Source organism: Mesorhizobium sp. P2_H9, assembly GCF_056403215.1.
Genome location: NZ_JBFUFX010000006.1, coordinates 12,359 through 31,789 on the forward strand (window position 1 = coordinate 12,359; position 19,431 = coordinate 31,789).

Below are 19,431 nucleotides of genomic sequence, written 5' to 3' on the forward strand. Positions count from 1 at the left end.
TTTCCTTTGCGTCGCTGGCAATTGGCGAAATCGGCGAGGCTGCGTATCCCCCCCTCGAGGGGGAGATGGCCAGCAGGCCAGAGGGGGTCGTCTCACATCGAGCGCTGGCGCGGAGCGAAGAAGGGTCGGCGCTTTACGCGCTGGGACCCCCTCTGTCGCCTTCGGCGACATCTCCCCCTCAAGGGGGGAGATCAGCCGCGCTGCGCCAGTCGACTGCTCTCAACCGCAATGCCAAGCAGCGCCTGGCGCTCACGGCTTGACAGTGCCGGGCAACGGCGTAACCTAAATTAGATATGGCTTAAATTATCTGCCCTGGCGTGCCGATCAGTCGCGGCGAGGGTATTTGCCATTCCTACAATAGCCGTGAAATGGCACCGCCTCGCCAAAACGATATGCCGACGCGCCTGACGCAAGTGGGAGGTGCAAATGGCAGTCCGTTGGCAATTGTCCGGAAGTTACTTCGAAAATTGTAGCTGCGATGTCGTATGTCCTTGCCTGCTGTCCACCAATGCACAGCTGACATCGAAGCCGACGAAGGGCGTTTGCGACGTCGGTCTGGTCTTTCACATCGACAAGGGCAATTACGGGGACGTTCGATTGGATGGGCTCAGTGTCGCGATGGTTGCGCACACGCCGGGTCCGATGGCAAACGGCAATTGGACCGCCGCCGCCTATATCGACGAACGCGCCGATGACAAGCAAACAGAGGCGCTGGGTGCCATCTTCACTGGCGCCGCGGGCGGCCCTATGGCGGTGTTGGCGCCCATGATCGGCACGAATCTCGGCGCCAAGAAGGTGCCGATAGACTATCGGATAGACGGCAAGAAGCGGTCGGCGGAGATTGCGGGCGTCATGCAGATGGCGGTCGAGCCGCTGCCGACAATGCGCGAGGACGGGCAGATGTGGGCGGCCACCGGCCATCCCATCAATCCCGACTGGCTCGCCCTGGCGATGGGGGCGGAAGGCAGTACTTTCAGTGACCATGGCATGAGTTGGGACAATTCCCGTCGAAACGGACACTACGCCCCGATCAATTGGTCCGGCCAGCAGTAGCGTTGGCCGCATGGTCGAGGCGGATCCGCTGACGCTGCAGCGAAACATCATTCTCGCGCTGCTGATCGCTATCGCTGCGGCGGCGTGGACCCTGCTTGTCTGGCAGCAGATGGGCATGGACGCGGACATGCGCATGGAAATGTACTCACCCACCATGGGCATGGAGGCGCCGCTGTTTCTTGCCGTCTGGATGATCATGATGATTGCCATGATGTTTCCAACGGCCGCGCCCATGATCCTGACGTTTCACCAGGTCCAGGCCGGCAAACGGGGCCGGGGCGAGACCTTTGTCTCGAGCTGGGTGTTCGTGGCCGGGTACATGCTGGTCTGGGGCGTGATGGGCGTTGTCGCCTTTGCCGGCGCGGCGGGTGCGGAGATGCTTGCCGGGCATGTGGGATTGTCGACGGCGACGGCCGCGCGTATCGGCGGCGCGCTGCTGATGCTTGGCGGCGCCTATCAACTGTCCCCGCTGAAAGATCTGTGTCTGGCCAAATGCCGCACGCCGATTGGCTTCATCCTCACCTCATGGCGCGATGGTTACTGGGGCGCGATTCGCATGGGCCTGGAGCACGGACTTTTTTGCCTGGGCTGCTGCTGGCTTTTGTTTCTCGCGCTGTTTCCTCTCGGGATCATGAACGTCGCCGCAATGGCCGTGGTCACCTTGCTGATCTTTGCGGAAAAGACCCTCCCGTCAGGAGAGGGGATCGCAAAGGTCTCGGGTGTCGCCCTGCTGCTTTATGGCGCGGCGGTGCTGGTCTTTCCACAGGCGCTGCCAACCTTCCAGCCGATGGGCGCCATGACAATGAATTGAAAAGGCCTTTCTCGGTTGCGGCGTTTGTATTTGGCGAAAGCGGTGGAGCCGCTGATCTCCCCCCGTCAGGGGGAGATGGCCGGCAGGCCAGAAGGGGTCGTCTCACATCAGGCGCCGGCACGGTGTGAAGAAAGGTCGGCGCTTTACGCGCTGGGACCCCCTCTGTCGCCTTCGGCGACATCTCCCCCTCGAGGGGGGAGATCAGCCGCGCTGCGCCAGCCGGCTGCTTTCCACCGCAATGCCAAGCAGCGCCTGCCGCGCCAGCGCGACGGATAGATCCGGCCTTCGCCGGGTCTGCAGCACTGCGGCCTGCAGCCGGGTCAGCGCCCGGCCAAGCGCCTCGCCGCTCCAGCGCTCCAGCGCCCTTTCCACCAGCTTGCGCCGCGAGAAGAAGACTGGCGGGCGCGCCGCGGCGACGACCGAGGCGGCGTTGCGGCCGCCGGAGTCCATCTGGCCGCGCATGGCCTGGATCGCCTGCAGCTGCCGCATCGCCGACGACAGCACCAGAAAGGGCTGGCCGGACTGGCAATGGCGGGTGAAGGCGGTGTCGAAATCGCTGATTTTCCCCTCGAGCAGCGCGTCGACGGCATCGTCGAAGGAGGCGCCGGAGACGTCGCCGGACATTGCCTTGACGTCGTCGAGGCCGATTTCCTTTTGGCCGTTGCTGTAGAGCACCAGCTTTTCGATCTCGCCGCGGGAGGCCAGCCGGTCGCCGCCAAGGTTGCGGCGTAGCGCCTGCCGGGCATCGAGCGCCATGGTCATGTTGGCCTTGCGCAATTCGTCATCGATGACACCGTCGATGTCCCTGGCTTCATCGGCATAGCAGGGCAGAGCCATGGCGTTGTCGGCCGCTTCGACGATGGCTCGCAGCCCGGTGCCCTTCTTGAGATCGCCGGCTTCGATAAGAATGATGGCATCGCGAGGCGGTTCCGCCGTCAGCGCCTTGACGTCGTCGGCCAGCGCCTTCTGGCCGCTGGCATTGCGCACCCAGAGCAGGCGGCGCTCCGAAAACATCGGCACGGTGCGGGCCTCGTCGAGCAGGCGGCCTTCGTCGCGGTCGACCTCCGAACCTTCCAGCCGGACCACCGAGAACGGATCGTCGAGCGGCAGTCCGGTTTTGCCGGCAAAGGCCTTGGCGCGTTCGGCGACGAGGCCGCGGTCGGGGCCGTAGAGCAGGACGATCGAAATACGCGCGTCCGGCTTCGCGAGCCACGAATCGACCTCATATCCTTTTTTCTGCGCCATGGTGGGTGGTTAGCATGGGTCAGGGTGGGTGAACCAGAGCCAGTGCGGACCGCTTCTATGCGGCTGCAGCGATGGGTGCCTCATATCCAGGCGACAGCGCTGCCCCTCACCTGCCTGCCGGCATCCTCTCCCCGTATAGTGACGGGGAGAGGGGTCGCTCTCATCGCTGGCTTCGCCAATCGCCAGCGTTGCAAGATGGGCGATGAGGGTGCGGTCAGCCCTTTCTCCCCGTCACTATACGGGGAGAAATGCCCGGCAGGGCAATGAGGGGCAGCGCAGACATCGGCAGAAATTAGCTCCTGTTGCGCCAGACCCGTCGTTCCCATTCGCCAAATTGCGCGCAGGCGGAAAAGATCGACAAGAAATTTCGGCGGCATATCTGCATCTTGTCGACCGCACGCCGCATCGGCCCGAAAAGGCTGATGACCGGGAGGACGGGCTTTATCTGGCCCCACGAATTGACACTGGTCTGGCGGCACAGATGTGCAAATATCCTGGCCAGGCAACATTGGAGGACCAAGGTCATGGCCGATGCTGGAATGTTGCGCTTCCACGTGCCCGAACCGGAGGTGCGGCCGGGCGGGACGCCTGACTTCTCCAACGTGCCCATTCCGGAGGCTGGCTCTGTGCCGCGGCCGGAGATCGATGTCGATCCGCGCACCATTCGCGACATGGCGTTCTCGATCATCCGCGTCTTGAACCGCAACGGCGAGGCCGTCGGACCCTGGGCCGGGCTTCTTTCCGATGAGGAGCTGCTGGCCGGCCTGCGCCACATGATGACGCTGCGCACTTTCGATGCGCGCATGCAGATGGCGCAGCGCCAGGGCAAGACCTCGTTCTACATGCAGCATCTGGGCGAAGAGGCGGTGGCCTGCGCCTTCCGCAAGGCGCTGGCGCCGGGCGACATGAACTTTCCGACTTATCGCCAGGCCGGCCTGCTCATCGCCGACGGCTATCCGATGGTCACCATGATGAACCAGATCTATTCCAACGAGGCCGATCCGCTGAAGGGCCGGCAATTGCCGGTCATGTATTCGTCGAAGGAGCATGGCTTCTTCTCGATCTCCGGCAATCTGGCGACGCAGTACATCCAGGCGGTCGGCTGGGCGATGGCTTCGGCGATCAGCAACGATTCCCGCATTGCCGCGGCGTGGATCGGCGACGGCTCGACCGCCGAGTCCGACTTTCACTCGGCACTGGTCTTCGCCTCCACCTACAAGGCGCCGGTCGTGCTCAATGTCGTCAACAACCAGTGGGCGATCTCGACCTTCCAGGGCATTGCGCGTGGCGGCTCCGGCACGTTTGCGGCGCGCGGCCTTGGCTTCGGCATCCCGGCGTTGCGCGTCGACGGCAACGACTACCTCGCCGTCCACGCAGTGGCCAAATGGGCCACCGAGCGCGCGCGCAAGAACCTCGGGCCGACGCTGATCGAGTATGTCACCTACCGCGCCGGCGCCCATTCGAGCTCCGACGACCCTTCGGCCTACCGGCCGAAGACCGAGTCCGACGCCTGGCCATTGGGCGACCCGGTGATCCGGCTGAAGAACCATCTCATCGCGCGCAAGGTCTGGTCGGACGAGCGCCACGCCCAGGCCGAGGCGGAGATCCTCGACATGGTGATTGCGGCACAGAAGGAAGCCGAAAGCCACGGCACGCTGCATGCCGGCGGCAAGCCGTCGACGCGCGACATGTTCGAAGGCCTTTATGCCGAGATGCCGCCGCATCTTCGGCGCCAGCGCCAGCAGGCGGGGGTCTGATCATGCCAAGACGGACCATGATCGAGGCCATTCGCGACGCCATGGACGTGTCGATGGCGCGCGACGAACGCGTCATCGTCTTCGGCGAGGACGTCGGCTTTTTCGGCGGCGTGTTCCGCTGCACGCAAGGCCTGCAGGCCAAATACGGCAAGAGCCGCTGCTTCGACGCGCCGATCAACGAATCCGGCATCGTCGGCTCGGCGATCGGCATGGCCGCCTACGGGTTGAAGCCATGCGTGGAAATTCAGTTCGCCGACTACATGTACCCGGCCTACGACCAGCTGACGCAAGAAGCATCGCGGCTGCGCTATCGCTCGAATGGCGATTTCACCTGCCCGATCGTCGTGCGGATGCCGACCGGCGGCGGCATCTTCGGCGGCCAGACCCACAGCCAGAGCCCGGAAGCGCTGTTCACCCATGTCTCCGGCCTGAAGACGGTGGTGCCATCCAACCCGCATGACGCCAAGGGGCTGTTGATCGCGGCGATCGAGGATCCGGACCCGGTGATCTTCCTCGAGCCCAAACGGCTCTACAACGGCCCGTTCGACGGCCATCACGACCGGCCGGTGACGCCATGGTCGAAGCATGAGCTCGGCGAGGTCGCCGACGGCCATTACACCGTGCCGCTCGGCAAGGCGGCGATCCGCAGGGTCGGCTCGGCCGTCACCGTGCTCGCGTACGGCACGATGGTCTATGTCGCGCAGGCCGCAGCCGAGGAAACCGGCATCGACGCCGAGATCATCGATCTAAGGACCCTGTTGCCGCTTGATCTCGACGCCATCGTCGCCTCGGTGAAGAAGACCGGGCGCTGTGTGGTCGTGCACGAGGCGACGCTGACCTCCGGTTTCGGCGCCGAGCTTTCGGCGCTGGTGCAGGAGAATTGCTTCTACCATCTGGAAGCGCCAGTGGCTCGCGTCGCCGGCTGGGACACGCCCTATCCGCATGCGCAGGAGTGGGAGTATTTCCCTGGTCCGGCCCGGGTCGGCCGTGCCCTGCGCGAAACATTGGAAGCTTGAGGAGAGGCCTGACCATGGGCGAACATATCATCAAGCTGCCGGATGTCGGCGAAGGTGTGGCCGAGGCCGAGCTGGTCGAGTGGCATGTGAAGGTCGGCGACCTGGTGCGCGAGGACACGGTGCTGGCCGCCGTCATGACCGACAAGGCGACGGTCGAAATTCCCTCGCCGGTCGACGGCGAGATCCTGTGGCTGGGCGCCGAGATCGGCGACACGGTGGCGATCGGCTCGCCGATCGTGCGGCTGAAGGTGGCTGGCGAGGGCAATGTCAAGCCGCAGAGCGGCGCGGCGGATGGCGGCAAGGTGGAAAAGCCTGTCGAAGCTGAAGCGCCGGTGAAGCTCAGCAGTCCCAAGCCCGAAGCGGCTTCGGCGACTGCCAAGCCATCGCCAAAGGCGGCCGAGGCGCCGGCGAAACCCTCGCAGTCTTCGGCTGCGCCGAAAAGCACGACGCAACCTTCCGGTGCGCCGCGGCCGGAAGGCGAAAAGCCGCTGGCGTCGCCGGCTGTTCGCCTCCGGGCAAAAGAAGCGGGTATCGATCTCAGACAGGTTGCAGGCAGCGGTCCGGCCGGCCGCATAAGCCATGAGGACATCGAGGCTTTCCTGAAGCGCGGTCCGCAGGTGGCGAAGGCGTCCGGCCTTGCCCGCAACGATGCCGTCGAGGACATCAAGATCATCGGGCTGCGGCGCAAGATCGCCGAGAAGATGACGCTGTCCAAGTCGCGCATTCCGCACATCACCTATGTCGAGGAGATCGACGTCACCGCGCTTGAGGATCTGCGCGCCGCGCTCAACAAGGAGAAGCGCGCAGACCGGACTAAGCTGACGCTGCTGCCGTTCCTGATGCGGGCGATGGTCAAGGCGATTGCCGCCCAGCCCAATCTCAACGCGCTGTTCGATGACGAGGCCGGCATCGTCCACCAGCATGGCGGCGTCCATATCGGCATTGCCGCGCAGACGCCGTCGGGTCTGGTGGTGCCGGTGGTCAAGCATGCCGAGGCGCGCGACATCTGGGATTGCGGCGCCGAGGTGAACAGGCTGGCTGAGGCGGCCAAATCCGGCACGGCGACGCGCGACGAGCTCTCGGGCTCGACCATCACCATCACATCGCTTGGCGCCATGGGCGGCGTGGCGACGACACCGGTCATCAACCACCCGGAAGTGGCGATCATCGGCGTCAACAAGATGATGGTGCGGCCGGTGTGGGACGGCACCCAGTTCATCCCGCGCAAGATGATGAACCTGTCGTCGAGCTTCGACCATCGCGTCATCGACGGGTGGGATGCGGCGGTGTTTGTCCAGCGGATCAAGACGCTGCTGGAGACGCCGGCGCTGATTTTCGTGGATTAGTGGGATGGCTGGAGGAGTTGGTTCCTTGGCTGAACGCAGCGCGTGGTCACTGCCGGCCGGCTCCCGGCCGCAAGCCTACAACGTCTGCGATTGGCCGCAGGCCTCCACGCCTTCGTCATCCTCGGGCTTGACCCGAGGATCCATGCCGCGACCGATGCCGAAAGGTGCTGCTGCGGAACAGAATTCTGCACCGATGCGGCGCTCTGATCTCACGGCATGGATCCTGGGGTCTTCGCGACGTCGCTTCGCTCCTGCTTCGCCCCAGGATGACGAAGGCAAAAGCGTTGCGGCCAATCTCCACGGTCGACGATCTGCAGGTCTAGTGCTGCAACGAACCAAGGTGCCGTCATGAAAGAAATCTCCTGCAAGCTGCTCGTCATTGGCGCTGGTCCGGGCGGCTATGTCTGCGCCATCCGTGCCGGCCAGCTCGGCATCGACACGGTGATCGTCGAGGCCGGCAAGCCTGGCGGCACCTGCCTCAATGTCGGCTGCATTCCCTCCAAGGCGCTGATCCATGCGGCGGAAGAGTTCGAAAAGGTTTCGCATATGGCCGGCGGCAAGAGCCCGCTCGGCATTTCGCTGTCGAAGCCAGCGCTCGATCTCGCAGCAACAATCGCCTGGAAAGACGGTATTGTTAGCCGGCTGACCAGCGGTGTCGCCGGCCTGCTCAAAAAAGCCAAGGTCAAGACCGTGTATGGCTGGGCGACGTTCCGCGATGGCAAGACCGTCGAGGTCGAGACCGAGATCGGCGTGCAGGTGATCCGTGCCGAGACGGTGGTGATCGCAACCGGCTCGGCGCCGGTCGAATTGCCGTTCCTGCCGTTTGGCGGGCCGGTGATTTCCTCCACCGAGGCGCTCGCACTCGGCGACGTGCCGAAGAAACTTGCGGTTGTCGGTGGCGGCTATATCGGGCTGGAACTCGGCATTGCCTTCGCCAAGATGGGCGCCAAGGTGACCGTGGTCGAAGCGCTACCGCGGCTGCTGGCGCAATATGATGCCGAACTGACGCGGCCGGTGGTCAAGCGGCTGGCCGAGCTCGGCATCGAAGTGCTGGTCAACGCCAAGGCCAAGGGGATTTCCACCAAGGGCGACGCGCTGCTGGTCGAGGCTTCCGACGGCAAGAGCACGAAAATCGCCGCTGACAAGATATTGGTCACGGTCGGGCGCAAGCCGGTGACCGAGGGATGGGGGCTCGAGCAGATCGATCTCGACCGGGCCGGCAAATTCATTCGCATCGACGACCAGTGCCGCACCTCGATGCGCGGCATCTTTGCCATTGGCGACGTCACCGGCGAGCCGATGCTGGCGCACCGGGCGATGGCGCAAGGCGAGATGGTCGCCGAGATCGTCGCCGGCCACAAACGCAGCTGGGACAAGCGATCGATCCCCGCCGTCTGCTTCACCGATCCGGAGCTGGTCACCGCAGGCCTGTCGCCGGAAGAGGCAAAGGCCCAGGGCGAGATCAAGATCGGCCTGTTTCCCTTTGCCGCCAATGGAAGGGCGATGACCAAGCTCGGCGAGGAGGGCTTTGTCCGCGTCGTCGCCCGCGCGGACAACCATCTGGTGCTCGGTATCCAGGCGGTCGGCCATGGCGTGTCGGAACTGGCGGCCGCCTTCGGCCTGGCCCTGGAAATGGGCGCACGGCTGGAGGACATTGCCGGCACCATCCATGCCCACCCGACGCAAGGCGAAGGTTTTCAGGAAGCGGCGCTGAAGGCGCTGGGGCATGCGTTGCATATTTGAGCACTTAGCGGGCCCCCTTTCCTCTCCCTCCGGAGGGGGGAGGAAGGCGCGAACCCGGCCAGCCGCCGATTGTCGCAAATCGGCAGAATGTATTAAGTGTCCAGTCATGGATACCGAACTGAAGAAATACATAGCCATACGCTACAACACGGCCTTGGACTTCAGGCCCAGCCAATGGAACGGGGAAGGAGCCGCCAATCTCGATCCGGCGTGGCTGGCCGAGAGGCTGGAGCTGTTCGACAGCTATTGTGCCTTTTCCCTCGAAAGCCAGTCAGCCAAGGATTTTACGGTGCTGGTGGCGTTCGACAGGGAGACGAACGCGGATACCATCCAGGCCGTCTGCGCTTGTGCGCGAGACATCGATATCAGGCCGGTCCTGGTCGCTGCGGATGAGAGCTACAACGCTTGTCTCAATGCATTCGTCGAGAACGATACGGACGCCGAATTCGTCACCCTCACGCGTCTCGACAGCGACGATGCGCTGGCGCCGAGCTTCATGGCGCGGATCGACTATTACGCCCGCAGGGAGATCGCCAAGGGGACGGCAGACCAGCAGCCACTCTACATCGCCGTTCCGCATGGCCAGAATTTTGACCGGGCCACCGGCCGCTACACGCATCACGACTATGTCACATCGGCTTTCGGTACGATGCTGGAGCGGCGATCGTCGTCGATGAACGGCATTTACAGCGACTCCCATGCAAAAATGGCGGGCCGCTTCAACACCGTGGTGGCGGAGTCAAAGGATGCCCAGTGGTGCATCGTCGTCCACGACAACAATGTCGCGAACGTGCTCAGGGGCAAGCCGATTGCCAAGCCGTCCTTCACCGTGGGACGGCCGGGCGCTGAACGCAAACCCCCGAGACCCGAGCGGAATGACAAGAAGCCGCTGCAGACTGGCCTGGGTGTGGCGCCGCGGACCATGGACAATCTTGTCCGGTTCGTGCTTGGGCGACCCATGCGCCTGCGCAAATAGGCGGTAGGTCTTCCCTTCTCCCCCTGTGGGAGAAGGTGTCGCCGAAGGCGACGGATGAGGGGTGTTCCAGGGAACGCCAACGCCGCACTCCGCTGGAACACCCCTCAACCGTCTCGGCGCTACGCGCCGATCCACCTTCTCCCACAGGGGGAGAAGGGTAGAGGCAGCTCAGCTCGCCAGCCGGCTTACCATTTCGTGCTGGGCGTAGGCGCGGCCGAAGCGGTTGGCGAGGAAGGCGTCGAGTGCGATGTCTTCCTGCTTGACGAAGCCGGTCGCCGGCAGGCTGCCGTCGGCCAGCATGTCGAGCACGGCGCAGATGCCGGACGCGGTGGTGATCTGGATGGCGCTGCGCACCACATTGCCGACACGCTTCGAGTAGATCTTGTTGGCGTAGGTTTCCTGCAGCAGTCGGCCGTTCTTGCGGCCGGAGACGGTGACGAAGACGATGACCACGTCCTGAAGCGTTGCCGGCAAAGCACTTTCAAAAATGTCCTTCAGCACGTCGCGGCGGTGGCGCAGGCCGAGGTCGTTGAGCAGCGCCTTCATGATCGCGGCGTGGCCGGGGTAGCGGATGGTGCGGTAGTTCAGCGTGCGCACCCTGCCCTTCAGCGTTTCGGCCAGCGTGCCCAGGCCGCCCGAGGTGTTGAACGCCTCGTAGGTGACGCCGTCGAGCGAGAATTCCTCGCGCTCTTCCAGCGGCGGCACCTCGACCAGCTCGCCTTCGACGATCGCCTCGCACGGCTCGCAATATTCGTTGATGACGCCGTCGGTGCTCCAGGTCAGGTTGTAGTTCAGCGCGTTCGACGGGTATTGCGGCAGCGCGCCGACGCGCATGCGCACGCTTTCCAGCGAGTCGAAGCGGCTGGCGAGATTGTTGGCGACGATCGAGATGAAGCCGGGCGCCAGGCCGCATTGCGGGATGAAGGCGCTCTTGCCCGAACGCGCCAGTTCCTTGACCCGGCGGGTCGAGACGACATCCTCGGTCAAATCGAGATAATGCACGGCGGCGCTGGCTGCCGCCTCGGCAATGCGCGTGGTGAGATGGAAGGGCGCGGCGCTGAGCACCGCGAATGTGCCGGCGAGCGCCGCCTCGAGCGCGCCTGATGCTTCGATGTCGAGCTCCAGCGTTGCCACTGCGGCCGGCAGTTCAGCCGCCGCGAGCTGTGCCGCCGAGCGGTCGACCAGGGTGACGTGATAATCACCGGTTGCCGCGAGCATCTCGGCAATGGTCGAGCCGATTTTGCCCGCACCGACGACAGTAATTTTCTTCATGACCGGTTCCCTCGCCCGAAAGTTGATTAGTTTGGGGCAGAATCGCAGCTTGCCTGTCGAAAGGAAGCGTGGAATTGTTCGAAACGAAGCCTCTCTTTGGTCAATCTGCCGATAAGGTTCGTCGAAATGCTCAGTGACGCCGAACAGGCCCTGCTTTCCCTGCTGCGCGGCAATGCGCGCGCCTCGACCGCTGAGCTGGCGCGGCAGCTCGGCGTGTCGCGCACCACGGTGCAGAGCCGGATCGAGCGGCTGGAACAGCGCGGCATCATCACCGGCTATGGGGTCAGGCTGGCGCCGGACTATGAGCGGGGGCTGGTGCGGGCGCATGTGCTGCTCACAGTCACGCCCAAGCTTGCCGACAAGGTGGTGCGCAGCCTGCAGGCGCTGGCGCCGGTCAGGACGCTGCATTCGGTCAGCGGCAATTTCGACATGATCGTCATCGTCGACGCACCGTCGATCCGCGATCTCGACACGCTGCTCGATCAGATCGGCGCCATGGAAGGGGTCGAGCGGACGTCATCCTCGATCATCCTGTCGACGCGCATCGACCGCTGAGCGAGGGCGGTGAGCCCTTCGGAAGCGACAAAATCGCCACCGACATCTCGCCAGCAGCGGGCAGAAAGAGTAGTGGCTAATGCAGGGCGCACTTTCGTTGCCCAGGTTCCACAGGCTTGCCGGAGTCGCGAGAACACCATGACCTACGCTTCTTCCAAGCCCTCGCCGCAGGCTTTCGACCAGCACAAGCGCCTGATCGTTGTCCAGGTCGCGGTCGTGCTGGCCATGGTGCTGCTGTTGTTTGCCAAGCCGTTCCTGAGCGAAGGGTCGGACGGTCACGAGCTCATGGAACTCCTCGGCGTCATCCTGGTGCTTGCCTGTGTCGGCGGTCGCCTCTGGAGCATCCTCTATGTCGGCGGCAAGAAGAACGAAGAGCTGATTTCCGCGGGGCCATTCTCGATGACGCAGAACCCGCTCTATTTCTTCTCCACGATCGGCGCGGTGGGCATAGGGTTGATATACGGATCCGTGGTGGTGGCCCTGGCATTGGGCCTCGCCAGTTTCATCGTTTTCCGGGTGACGGCGCGCAAGGAAGCCGAATTCCTGCTAGGAAAGTTCGGCCCCGCCTATGCGGCGTATGCCGAGCGGACACCGCGCTTCTGGCCGAATCCGCTGCTGTTTGCCGACCAGGCCGAGCGGCAGTTTTCAACGGGTGCTCTGAAGCGGACCTTTTATGACGGGCTCTATTTCCTTGCCCTTTTCCCGCTGATCGAAACGGTCGAGCATTTCAGGAATAGCGGCCTCCTGCCGACGCTTTTCACCGTCTATTGATTGTATTGATTGTATTGATTGGCGCCACCAGCCGCGCGGCGGACGCCGGGCATCGGGATCACGAGGCGAGCATTTCAGGAATGGCGGCTTCCTGCCGACATTGTTCACCCTCTATTGATCCACGCCTGATCCTGCCCGGCCGTCAATAGCGGGGCCTTTTGTCGGAAACCACGACCAACCTGCCGCCGACATGCTGGCAGCGCTTGCATATTAGCTTCGAGGCCAGCCGCCGTTCGGAGATGAAATCGTAGTGGGTGCCGTAAGTCTCGATCAGAGCGTCAAGATCGAGCGAGCGCAAATGACCGCAACGCGGATTGCCGCAATAGGCGCTCAGGCCCAGTCCAAGGTCCCTGAGCTCGCCGAGTTTTGTCGGCAGCGCGGTCGGGGCGACAATAGCGGCTGATACCACCGGGTTTGCCACCGAGACCAGGATGGGTGGTCGAAATTCCGCGCGGTCAATCGCGCTTATCGCCTGGACGGCTTCGTCTTCCGCGAAGCCAATATGCGTATCGATGCTCTCCATCGCTTCCATATGACCGCGGACAAACAGGGCCCTTCGCAGCACGTGCAGCGCATCCCTCGTCTCACAGAGTGTCGTGCGGAGCGTGAAAGGCATCTCCTCAATCCTTCAGGTAGCTGTCGGGAAGGCAATCGGCTTCGACAGCCGCCGCAATGAAGGCCCTGTGGACGTCTCTCGTGCTGCAAGAGCCGACCCTTTCCTGCACCAGGGCAGCCAGCGCAGCCATGAACATCGGCCCATCGGAGGGCCAGTCATTCGCCAGGGCGTCGGCCATTTCGGGAAGTGTCCGCAGCACCGAAATCGTGCCGTCGGTGCTTTCAATGGGAATTCCGGAAAATACAAAGGTTGGGTTGATTGTCACTGCACAGCTCCCGCTGGGGCGGGAGAATGATATGCGCTCTCAAGCACCAGCGCCCGTTCAATGGCTGATGACAAATCTAGTTGAGCACTTAAACAAAGCACTGTCCATTAACTATGACGTATCGGCTGTGGTTTGCGATTGCGTCGCCATTTACATCCGCTGAACGAAATCGACGCACCGCAAGGATACGCACACTGCGGCGACCCTGCTGCATGGCCTCGTCGTCTCTATGCGTAGTTGGCGGTCTTTCTTGCTTGCTTTCAGCGCACTGGTCGTCAGCAGGCAATGGACCGCTATCGCGTGCGCGCGGCGCGGCGGACGCTCTGCACCAGAATCGCAAGGCAACCCACCAGCAGCAACACGCCGCCAAGCAATCGCGGCAGCGCCAGAAACTTCACCGCCGCTGTGACCGTCGCAATCAGGATCAGCGCCAGCAGGGCCAGATTGCCGTCGTCGACGAACATGCCGACAAGCTCCTTGAGGGCAAGACGGACAACATTCATCGGGCAAACCCTTCCTTGGGATAGGCGCCGCGCAGCCAGCGGACGATGGCAAGGGACGCCACCGAAACGACAGCGAAGATGGCCAGCAGAGCGAGGTCGGCGCCCGGCCAGTCGGCGCCGATGCCTTCGCCGGTCCAGAAAATGCCAAAACTGGTCAACATCAGCCCGACGACGAATTTGAGCGCATTTTCCGGCACGCGCGCCAGCGGCCGGTGCACCGCGAGCCCGATCAACATCACCAGGACGAACGCCGCCAGCGCGCCAAGGCCGGCGTAAAGGGTCTGCCCATGCGCGGCGCCGACCGCAATGACGATGAACACCACCTCGACGCCTTCGAGCAGCACCGCCTTGAATGCCGCCAGCCCTGCCAAATAGTCGGCGCGGCGGTCATTGGCCTGCTGCTGCAGACTGGCTGTCTCCTTTGAAAAGGCGAGCTCCTCGTCGTGCAGGGCGATGATGCCGACGGCGCGCAGAATGGCCTTGCGCAGCCAGCGCAGGCCAAACAGGATCAGCAGCACGCCGACGACGAATTGCAGAACGGTGATCGGAACCAGCGCCAGCAGCGGTCCGAACGCCAGTACCAGCGCCGCCAGCAGCGCCAGCGCCAGGGCAGCGCCGGTGAGCGCCGGCCGCCAGCCGCGCGTCACCCCGACCGCCAGCACGATGGTGAAGGCCTCGACGACCTCTACGAAGGAAGCGAGGAAAGCGGCGGTGACGGTCGACAGGATGGGGGTGAGACTGTGCATGAGGCATCCCGAGTAGCTTGCGAGAATGCCCTAGCGCGAATTTTGCTTCCAGTGCGCCCAAACGAAAAAGCCGCGGCGGACCGCGGCTTTTCGATGCCTGATTCCCCTATGAGGAAATTGGAGCGCAGAATCGAGGCCCGATCACTACGCCTACGCTATCGCCCTCTAAGGTACGATTTCCGCTCTGGTGCTGAGGCGGACGCGCGAAGAGGTGGCTCTCGGTCAGCGCGCGCGCCGGTAATGCATGGCGACCGCGCCGTTGCGGAGCGGCTTGGCCGAGATCAGCTCGAGCCGTCGCGTGCTGGGCAGCCCGCTCTGGTAGAGGGTCGGGCCGTGGCTCGCGATCCTGGGGTGCACGAGGAGCTTGTACTCGTCGATCAGATCCAGCCGGTCCAGCTCGGTCGCGAGCTTGCCGCTACCGAGGAGCACGCCGGCCGGGGTCGCGTCCTTGAGCCTCTGCACGCCCGTGCGCAGGTCGCCGCCGATGTGGTGGCTGTTGGTCCACGGGAAGGCCTTTCGCGTCGATGACACTACGTATTTCGGCTTGGCCTCCAGCTTGACCGCCCACTCGCGTATCGCCGGCGGCGCCTCCTCGTCGCCGCGGGCGACTGCCGGCCAGTAGCTCTCCATCATCTCGTAGGTGACGCGACCCCACAGCATTGCTCCGCCCTCATCCATAAGGCGGGTGAAGAAGGCGTGCGTCTCGTCGTCGGCAATTCCCTCCTGGTGGTCGACGCAGCCGTCCAGGGTGACGTTGATGCCGAAGGTCAACAGTCCCATGCGGCGAGTCTAAGCCATACAATGGAGAACATGAAGGCCGATTGCTCGCGGTTGATGCCGAACTTCCGCGATGGGTCGGTTCAAGACGTTGGCGCCAGGCCGGAAAACCCGCTCTTGGCGGCGTACGATCGGCGGCTCCAGGGAGCCTGCTGGATACCCCGTCGGACAATGGCGTAGCTGCGGGCGAAGCGATTCGAACGCTCGATCGTTCCGGCAATGGATGTTGACAGCGGGCAAATAGTGGCACTTACTGGCGGCGTAATCGGTTACGCAATCGATTACGGTTCAATCAAGTGGAGGAACGCATGAGCAAGAACCCGAATACGCACGCCGTCCCCGGTCTCGATTCAAGCCCATTTTCTCGCCGCCAATTCCTCAAGACCAGCGTGCTGGCGGCGGGTGCGCTGGCCATGCCGCTCGGACCGGCCATCGCGGCCGACAAACCGAAGGTCGGCCTGGTCATGAAGTCGCTGGCGAACGAATTCTTCAAGCAGATGCAGGCCGGCGCCGAAGACTACGCGGCCAAGAACAAGGACAAGTTCGATTTCGCCGCCGTCGGCATGAAGGACGAGCGTGACTTTGCCGCGCAGGTCGACGCGATCGAGAATTTCATCACCCAGAAATTCAATATCATCGTCGTTGCCCCGGCCGATTCGAAGGCCATGGTCACCCCGATCGCTAAGGCGCTGAAGGCCGGCATCAAGGTGATCAACATCGACGTCGCGCTTGACGAAGAAGCCAAGAAGAAAGCCGGCATCGATCTCGCCTTCTTCGGGCCTGACAACCGCGCCGGCGCCAAGCTGGCCGGCGACGCGCTCGGCAAGGCGCTTGGCAAGGGTGGCAAGGTCGTCATTCTCGAAGGCAACCCGGAAGCCGACAATGCCAAGGAGCGCAAGCTGGGCTTCGACGACGCGGTGAAGGAACACGGGCTGGATCTGCTCGACAGCAAGACGGCACACTGGGAAACCGAGGAAGCCAACACGCTGATGACCAACTTCATGACCCAGCACCCCGACATTCAGGGCGTGATGGCGGCGAATGATTCGATGGCGCTCGGCGTCGTCAAGGCCATCGACGCGGCCGGCAAGTCGGACCAGATCAAGGTGGTAGGCTTCGACAACATTCCGGCTGTCGGACCGCTGCTGAAGAGCGGCAAGATGCTTGCCACGATCGAGCAGTATGGCGCCAAGATGGCAGCGCTGGGCATCGACTACGGCCTGCGCGAATTGGCTGGCGAGAAATTCTCCGGCTGGGTCAAGACCGACATCAAGCTCGTCACCGGCTAAGGCCTCCGAGCGGACCCTTGCATCGCCACGGCCGGGCGCAGATGCTCCGGCCTCGCATACGCCGTCATGGCCGCTAGCCAAGCCCTGGCGGCGATGACGGCGCCCGCCGTGGAGTTGATGCCCCTCGTCCAGGCGCGCGAGCGAAGTTCAGGATTTGTTGCCATGACGGCGAACGATGCAATCTTAACCCTGGAAGGGGTCGGCAAGGTGTTTCCGGGCGCCATCGCGCTCAGCGGCGTCTCGCTCGCCATCGAACGCGGCGAAACCCACATCATTCTGGGCGAAAACGGCGCCGGCAAGTCGACTCTGATCAAGCTCTTGGCGGGCATCTACCGGCCTGACAGCGGTGAGATTGCCTTCAACGGCGTGCCTTACCACCCGAAGACGCCTCACGACGCGCAGGCAGGCGGCATTCGCATCGTCCACCAGGAACTCAATCAGCTCCCGTATCTGAGCATCGCCGAGAACCTGATGCTGGAGAGCCTGCCCCGCCGCTTCGGCGTGGTCGATGGCAAGGTGCTCAACCGGCGCGCCGTTTCACTCCTCAAGGAGGTCGGCCTGGACGTCGACCCGAAGACGCGCGTCGAGGAACTCGGCGTCGCGCAGATGCAACTCGTCGAGATCGCAAAAGCGCTTTGCTACGACAGCAAGCTTCTTGTCCTGGACGAGCCGACCGCGACGTTGACGCCACCGGAAATCGAACGCCTGTTCGCCATCATCAAGCGGCTGAAGGCGAAGGGCGTCACCATCATCTACATCTCGCACCGCCTGCATGAGGTGTTCGAAATCGGCGATCGGGTGACGGTGCTGCGCAACGGCCAGCTGGTGAGCACCCGCGACCTGCAGGGTCTCACCGTGCCCGACCTCGTGCGCATGATGATCGGACGCGACATCGCCGACGAATACGGCTTCGACACCTCCATCGTGCCGGGCAAGGTTGCGCTCAGCGTCAAGGATCTGAAGCGCGACACCACGACACCCGCAATATCCTTCGACGTTCGACATGGCGAGATACTGGGGGTGGCCGGCCTCGTCGGCAGCGGCCGGACAGAGGCGATGCGGGCGCTGTTCGGCGCCGATGCAAAGATCGGCGGCGTCATCGAAGTCGACGGCGTGCGGGCCGCGATTTTCGCGCCGAAGGACGCCGTGCGGCATGGGCTGAGCCTGCTCACCGAAGATCGCAAGGGCCAGGGCCTGCTGCTCGACCTGCCGGTCGACCAGAACATGACCATCACCGACCTCAGCAGGGTCTCGCGGTACGGTCTGCTCGATCGTGACGCGGAGGCCGCCGCGGCGACCGATCTGGTCGGCCAGTTGCGGGTCAAGACCAGCTCGATCGCCCAGGCCGTGCGCGACCTTTCGGGTGGCAACCAGCAAAAGGTGGTTCTGGCGAAGTGGCTGTTTCGCGGCACCTCGACGCTGATCCTCGACGAGCCGACGCGCGGCGTCGACATCGGCGCGCGGCGCGAGATCTATCAGTTGCTGTGGATGCTGGCGGCGGCGCAGAAGGGCATCGTCATGGTATCGTCCGACCTGCCCGAACTCATGGGCATGTGCCACCGCATCATCGTCTTTTCGAAGAACAGGATCGTCGGCGAAGTGCCGCGATCCGAATTCGACCAGGAGCGCATCTTGTCGCTCGCCTATCAGGAGTATGTGCGACCATGAGCGACATGTCCGAAACCGCAGCGTCGGCACCTGCCTCCTCTGCCAGGCCGAAGCTCCTGCGCTTTCTCGTCCGCGACGCCGGCGTGCTGGTGGCACTGGTGCTGATCACGCTGTTCTTCTCCTTCACGGCCCCCTATTTCGCCACGCCGGAGAACGCGCTGAAGATCTTCGTGCAGATCGCCATCAACACGGTTCTGGCGGCGGGCATGACCTTCGTCATCCTCACCGGCGGCATCGACCTCTCCGTCGGCTCGGTGCTTGCGCTCTGCACGGTCGTCGGCGCAACCGTCATGATCAACGAGAGCTTGTCGCCGGCGATGGCGATCACACTGGCGCTGCTTGCCTGCATGGCGACCGGTGCCGTCTGCGGCGCCCTCAACGGCCTGATCTCCACACGCTGGAAGATCCCATCCTTCATCGTTACGCTCGGCATGCTCAACATGGCCGCGGGAGCGGCGCGCGTGGTGAGCGACAATTCGACGATCACCGGCCTGCCGCAAAGCTTCATCGATTTCGGCAACCTCATCATCGGCGGCTTCCTGCCTTCGATCTTCCTCATCGCGGTGCTGGTGATCGCCGTCGGCTGGTTCGTGCTGCGCTTCACCGTTTTCGGCCGCATGATCTTCGCCGTCGGCACCAATGACGAAGCGGTGCGCCTCTCGGGCCACAATCCGGACGTCTACAAGATCGCCGCCTTCACGATCAGCGGCGCGACGGCCGGCATCGCGGCCATGGTCTATCTGCTGCGCCTGAACATCGGCAGCCCGATCGCCGGCGTCGGTTACGAGCTCAACGCCATTGCCGCGGTCATCATCGGCGGAACCAGCCTGAACGGAGGCAAGGGCTCCATCATCGGCACGCTGGTGGGCGCCTGCATTCTTCAGGTGCTGGGCACCGGGCTGCAGCTGCTCGGCGTCGGTGATAGTTTCAAGCCGATCGTGATCGGCCTTGTCATCGTGCTGGCCGTCATCCTTGACGCCTACCGGGAAAGGCTGCTCAGGGTAATTCGCTAGAAAAATGCG

At 63.6% G+C, this 19,431-nt stretch carries 19 protein-coding genes; 12 read left to right on the forward strand and 7 right to left on the reverse strand.

Features of this window, described 5'->3' with window-relative positions; genetic code table 11:
* Positions 1-426 precede the first annotated feature (426 nt).
* The gene (locus AC1DXN_RS12345; RefSeq protein ID WP_477240140.1) at positions 427-1,053 is read left to right on the forward strand and encodes a DUF1326 domain-containing protein; all 627 of its coding nucleotides are present in this window, start codon (positions 427-429) and stop codon (positions 1,051-1,053) included.
* A gap of 10 nt (positions 1,054-1,063) precedes the next feature.
* Positions 1,064-1,864 (forward strand): DUF2182 domain-containing protein, encoded by an 801-nt coding sequence (locus tag AC1DXN_RS12350; RefSeq protein WP_477270169.1) that lies wholly within the window; start codon positions 1,064-1,066, stop codon positions 1,862-1,864.
* Between the two features lie 201 nt (positions 1,865-2,065).
* On the opposite strand, the gene holA is transcribed toward AC1DXN_RS12350, so the two are convergent.
* A complete protein-coding gene (gene holA, locus AC1DXN_RS12355) occupies positions 2,066-3,109 on the reverse strand; it encodes a DNA polymerase III subunit delta (RefSeq protein ID WP_477270171.1) in 1,044 nt (347 codons plus the stop codon).
* A 524-nt stretch (positions 3,110-3,633) separates the two neighbouring features.
* Here holA and AC1DXN_RS12360 point away from each other — a divergent pair.
* The 5 genes from AC1DXN_RS12360 (at position 3,634) to AC1DXN_RS12380 (ending at position 9,947) form a co-directional block, all read left to right on the forward strand.
* Positions 3,634-4,866, forward strand: a complete 1,233-nt coding sequence (locus tag AC1DXN_RS12360; protein WP_477270173.1) for a thiamine pyrophosphate-dependent enzyme — start codon at positions 3,634-3,636, stop codon at positions 4,864-4,866.
* A gap of 2 nt (positions 4,867-4,868) precedes the next feature.
* Positions 4,869-5,882, forward strand: coding sequence for an alpha-ketoacid dehydrogenase subunit beta (locus AC1DXN_RS12365; protein ID WP_477240132.1), 1,014 nt, complete (start codon positions 4,869-4,871; stop codon positions 5,880-5,882).
* A 14-nt stretch (positions 5,883-5,896) separates the two neighbouring features.
* Complete coding sequence (locus AC1DXN_RS12370) at positions 5,897-7,228, forward strand: dihydrolipoamide acetyltransferase family protein (protein ID WP_477270175.1); 1,332 nt, start codon at positions 5,897-5,899, stop codon at positions 7,226-7,228.
* Between the two features lie 348 nt (positions 7,229-7,576).
* Positions 7,577-8,971, forward strand: coding sequence for a dihydrolipoyl dehydrogenase (gene lpdA, locus AC1DXN_RS12375; RefSeq protein ID WP_477270177.1), 1,395 nt, complete (start codon positions 7,577-7,579; stop codon positions 8,969-8,971).
* A gap of 106 nt (positions 8,972-9,077) precedes the next feature.
* A complete protein-coding gene (locus AC1DXN_RS12380) occupies positions 9,078-9,947 on the forward strand; it encodes a glycosyltransferase (RefSeq protein ID WP_477270179.1) in 870 nt (289 codons plus the stop codon).
* A 168-nt stretch (positions 9,948-10,115) separates the two neighbouring features.
* Here the strand turns inward: AC1DXN_RS12380 and AC1DXN_RS12385 are convergent, their stop codons facing one another.
* Complete coding sequence (locus AC1DXN_RS12385) at positions 10,116-11,219, reverse strand: saccharopine dehydrogenase family protein (protein WP_477270181.1); 1,104 nt, start codon at positions 11,217-11,219, stop codon at positions 10,116-10,118.
* Between the two features lie 126 nt (positions 11,220-11,345).
* Between AC1DXN_RS12385 and AC1DXN_RS12390 the strand changes: the two genes are divergently transcribed.
* The gene (locus tag AC1DXN_RS12390) at positions 11,346-11,774 is read left to right on the forward strand and encodes an Lrp/AsnC family transcriptional regulator (protein WP_477270183.1); all 429 of its coding nucleotides are present in this window, start codon (positions 11,346-11,348) and stop codon (positions 11,772-11,774) included.
* A gap of 138 nt (positions 11,775-11,912) precedes the next feature.
* Positions 11,913-12,545, forward strand: a complete 633-nt coding sequence (locus tag AC1DXN_RS12395) for a methyltransferase family protein (RefSeq protein ID WP_477270184.1) — start codon at positions 11,913-11,915, stop codon at positions 12,543-12,545.
* Positions 12,546-12,687: 142 nt separating this feature from the next.
* On the opposite strand, the gene AC1DXN_RS12400 is transcribed toward AC1DXN_RS12395, so the two are convergent.
* The 5 genes from AC1DXN_RS12400 to AC1DXN_RS12420 all read right to left on the reverse strand — a co-directional run bounded on the left by AC1DXN_RS12400 (position 12,688) and on the right by AC1DXN_RS12420 (position 15,455).
* Positions 12,688-13,161, reverse strand: coding sequence for a hypothetical protein (locus tag AC1DXN_RS12400; RefSeq protein WP_477270186.1), 474 nt, complete (start codon positions 13,159-13,161; stop codon positions 12,688-12,690).
* A 4-nt stretch (positions 13,162-13,165) separates the two neighbouring features.
* Positions 13,166-13,426, reverse strand: coding sequence for a DUF982 domain-containing protein (locus tag AC1DXN_RS12405; RefSeq protein WP_477250357.1), 261 nt, complete (start codon positions 13,424-13,426; stop codon positions 13,166-13,168).
* A 293-nt stretch (positions 13,427-13,719) separates the two neighbouring features.
* The gene (locus AC1DXN_RS12410) at positions 13,720-13,929 is read right to left on the reverse strand and encodes a hypothetical protein (RefSeq protein ID WP_477270188.1); all 210 of its coding nucleotides are present in this window, start codon (positions 13,927-13,929) and stop codon (positions 13,720-13,722) included.
* Complete coding sequence (locus AC1DXN_RS12415) at positions 13,926-14,675, reverse strand: COG4280 domain-containing protein (RefSeq protein WP_477270190.1); 750 nt, start codon at positions 14,673-14,675, stop codon at positions 13,926-13,928. Before AC1DXN_RS12415 ends, AC1DXN_RS12410 begins: the two co-directional genes overlap by 4 nt.
* 222 nt (positions 14,676-14,897) lie before the next feature.
* Positions 14,898-15,455, reverse strand: coding sequence for a dihydrofolate reductase family protein (locus tag AC1DXN_RS12420; RefSeq protein ID WP_477270192.1), 558 nt, complete (start codon positions 15,453-15,455; stop codon positions 14,898-14,900).
* A 305-nt stretch (positions 15,456-15,760) separates the two neighbouring features.
* Between AC1DXN_RS12420 and AC1DXN_RS12425 the strand changes: the two genes are divergently transcribed.
* The 3 genes from AC1DXN_RS12425 to AC1DXN_RS12435 all read left to right on the forward strand — a co-directional run bounded on the left by AC1DXN_RS12425 (position 15,761) and on the right by AC1DXN_RS12435 (position 19,422).
* Positions 15,761-16,741, forward strand: a complete 981-nt coding sequence (locus AC1DXN_RS12425; RefSeq protein ID WP_477250350.1) for a substrate-binding domain-containing protein — start codon at positions 15,761-15,763, stop codon at positions 16,739-16,741.
* A 162-nt stretch (positions 16,742-16,903) separates the two neighbouring features.
* Positions 16,904-18,409, forward strand: a complete 1,506-nt coding sequence (locus tag AC1DXN_RS12430) for a sugar ABC transporter ATP-binding protein (RefSeq protein WP_477270194.1) — start codon at positions 16,904-16,906, stop codon at positions 18,407-18,409.
* Positions 18,406-19,422: an ABC transporter permease gene (locus tag AC1DXN_RS12435; RefSeq protein WP_477270196.1), complete on the forward strand. Its 1,017-nt coding sequence runs from the start codon at positions 18,406-18,408 to the stop codon at positions 19,420-19,422. Before AC1DXN_RS12430 ends, AC1DXN_RS12435 begins: the two co-directional genes overlap by 4 nt.
* The last annotated feature ends 9 nt before the right edge of the window (positions 19,423-19,431 follow it).

Excerpts from the sequence above, each read along its gene's own strand:
- AC1DXN_RS12385 (WP_477270181.1), bottom strand. The coding sequence starts at position 11,219 with ATGAAGAAAATTACTGTCGTCGGTGCGGGCAAAATCGGCTCGACCATT.
- AC1DXN_RS12360 (WP_477270173.1), top strand. The coding sequence starts at position 3,634 with ATGGCCGATGCTGGAATGTTGCGCTTCCACGTGCCCGAACCGGAGGTG.
- AC1DXN_RS12370 (WP_477270175.1), top strand. The coding sequence starts at position 5,897 with ATGGGCGAACATATCATCAAGCTGCCGGATGTCGGCGAAGGTGTGGCC.
- AC1DXN_RS12390 (WP_477270183.1), top strand. The coding sequence starts at position 11,346 with ATGCTCAGTGACGCCGAACAGGCCCTGCTTTCCCTGCTGCGCGGCAAT.
- AC1DXN_RS12420 (WP_477270192.1), bottom strand. The coding sequence starts at position 15,455 with ATGGGACTGTTGACCTTCGGCATCAACGTCACCCTGGACGGCTGCGTC.
- AC1DXN_RS12380 (WP_477270179.1), top strand. The coding sequence starts at position 9,078 with ATGGATACCGAACTGAAGAAATACATAGCCATACGCTACAACACGGCC.
- lpdA (WP_477270177.1), top strand. The coding sequence starts at position 7,577 with ATGAAAGAAATCTCCTGCAAGCTGCTCGTCATTGGCGCTGGTCCGGGC.
- holA (WP_477270171.1), bottom strand. The coding sequence starts at position 3,109 with ATGGCGCAGAAAAAAGGATATGAGGTCGATTCGTGGCTCGCGAAGCCG.
- AC1DXN_RS12395 (WP_477270184.1), top strand. The coding sequence starts at position 11,913 with ATGACCTACGCTTCTTCCAAGCCCTCGCCGCAGGCTTTCGACCAGCAC.
- AC1DXN_RS12350 (WP_477270169.1), top strand. The coding sequence starts at position 1,064 with ATGGTCGAGGCGGATCCGCTGACGCTGCAGCGAAACATCATTCTCGCG.
- AC1DXN_RS12415 (WP_477270190.1), bottom strand. The coding sequence starts at position 14,675 with ATGCACAGTCTCACCCCCATCCTGTCGACCGTCACCGCCGCTTTCCTC.
- AC1DXN_RS12365 (WP_477240132.1), top strand. The coding sequence starts at position 4,869 with ATGCCAAGACGGACCATGATCGAGGCCATTCGCGACGCCATGGACGTG.
- AC1DXN_RS12435 (WP_477270196.1), top strand. The coding sequence starts at position 18,406 with ATGAGCGACATGTCCGAAACCGCAGCGTCGGCACCTGCCTCCTCTGCC.
- AC1DXN_RS12345 (WP_477240140.1), top strand. The coding sequence starts at position 427 with ATGGCAGTCCGTTGGCAATTGTCCGGAAGTTACTTCGAAAATTGTAGC.
- AC1DXN_RS12400 (WP_477270186.1), bottom strand. The coding sequence starts at position 13,161 with ATGCCTTTCACGCTCCGCACGACACTCTGTGAGACGAGGGATGCGCTG.
- AC1DXN_RS12430 (WP_477270194.1), top strand. The coding sequence starts at position 16,904 with ATGACGGCGAACGATGCAATCTTAACCCTGGAAGGGGTCGGCAAGGTG.
- AC1DXN_RS12410 (WP_477270188.1), bottom strand. The coding sequence starts at position 13,929 with ATGAATGTTGTCCGTCTTGCCCTCAAGGAGCTTGTCGGCATGTTCGTC.
- AC1DXN_RS12425 (WP_477250350.1), top strand. The coding sequence starts at position 15,761 with ATGAGCAAGAACCCGAATACGCACGCCGTCCCCGGTCTCGATTCAAGC.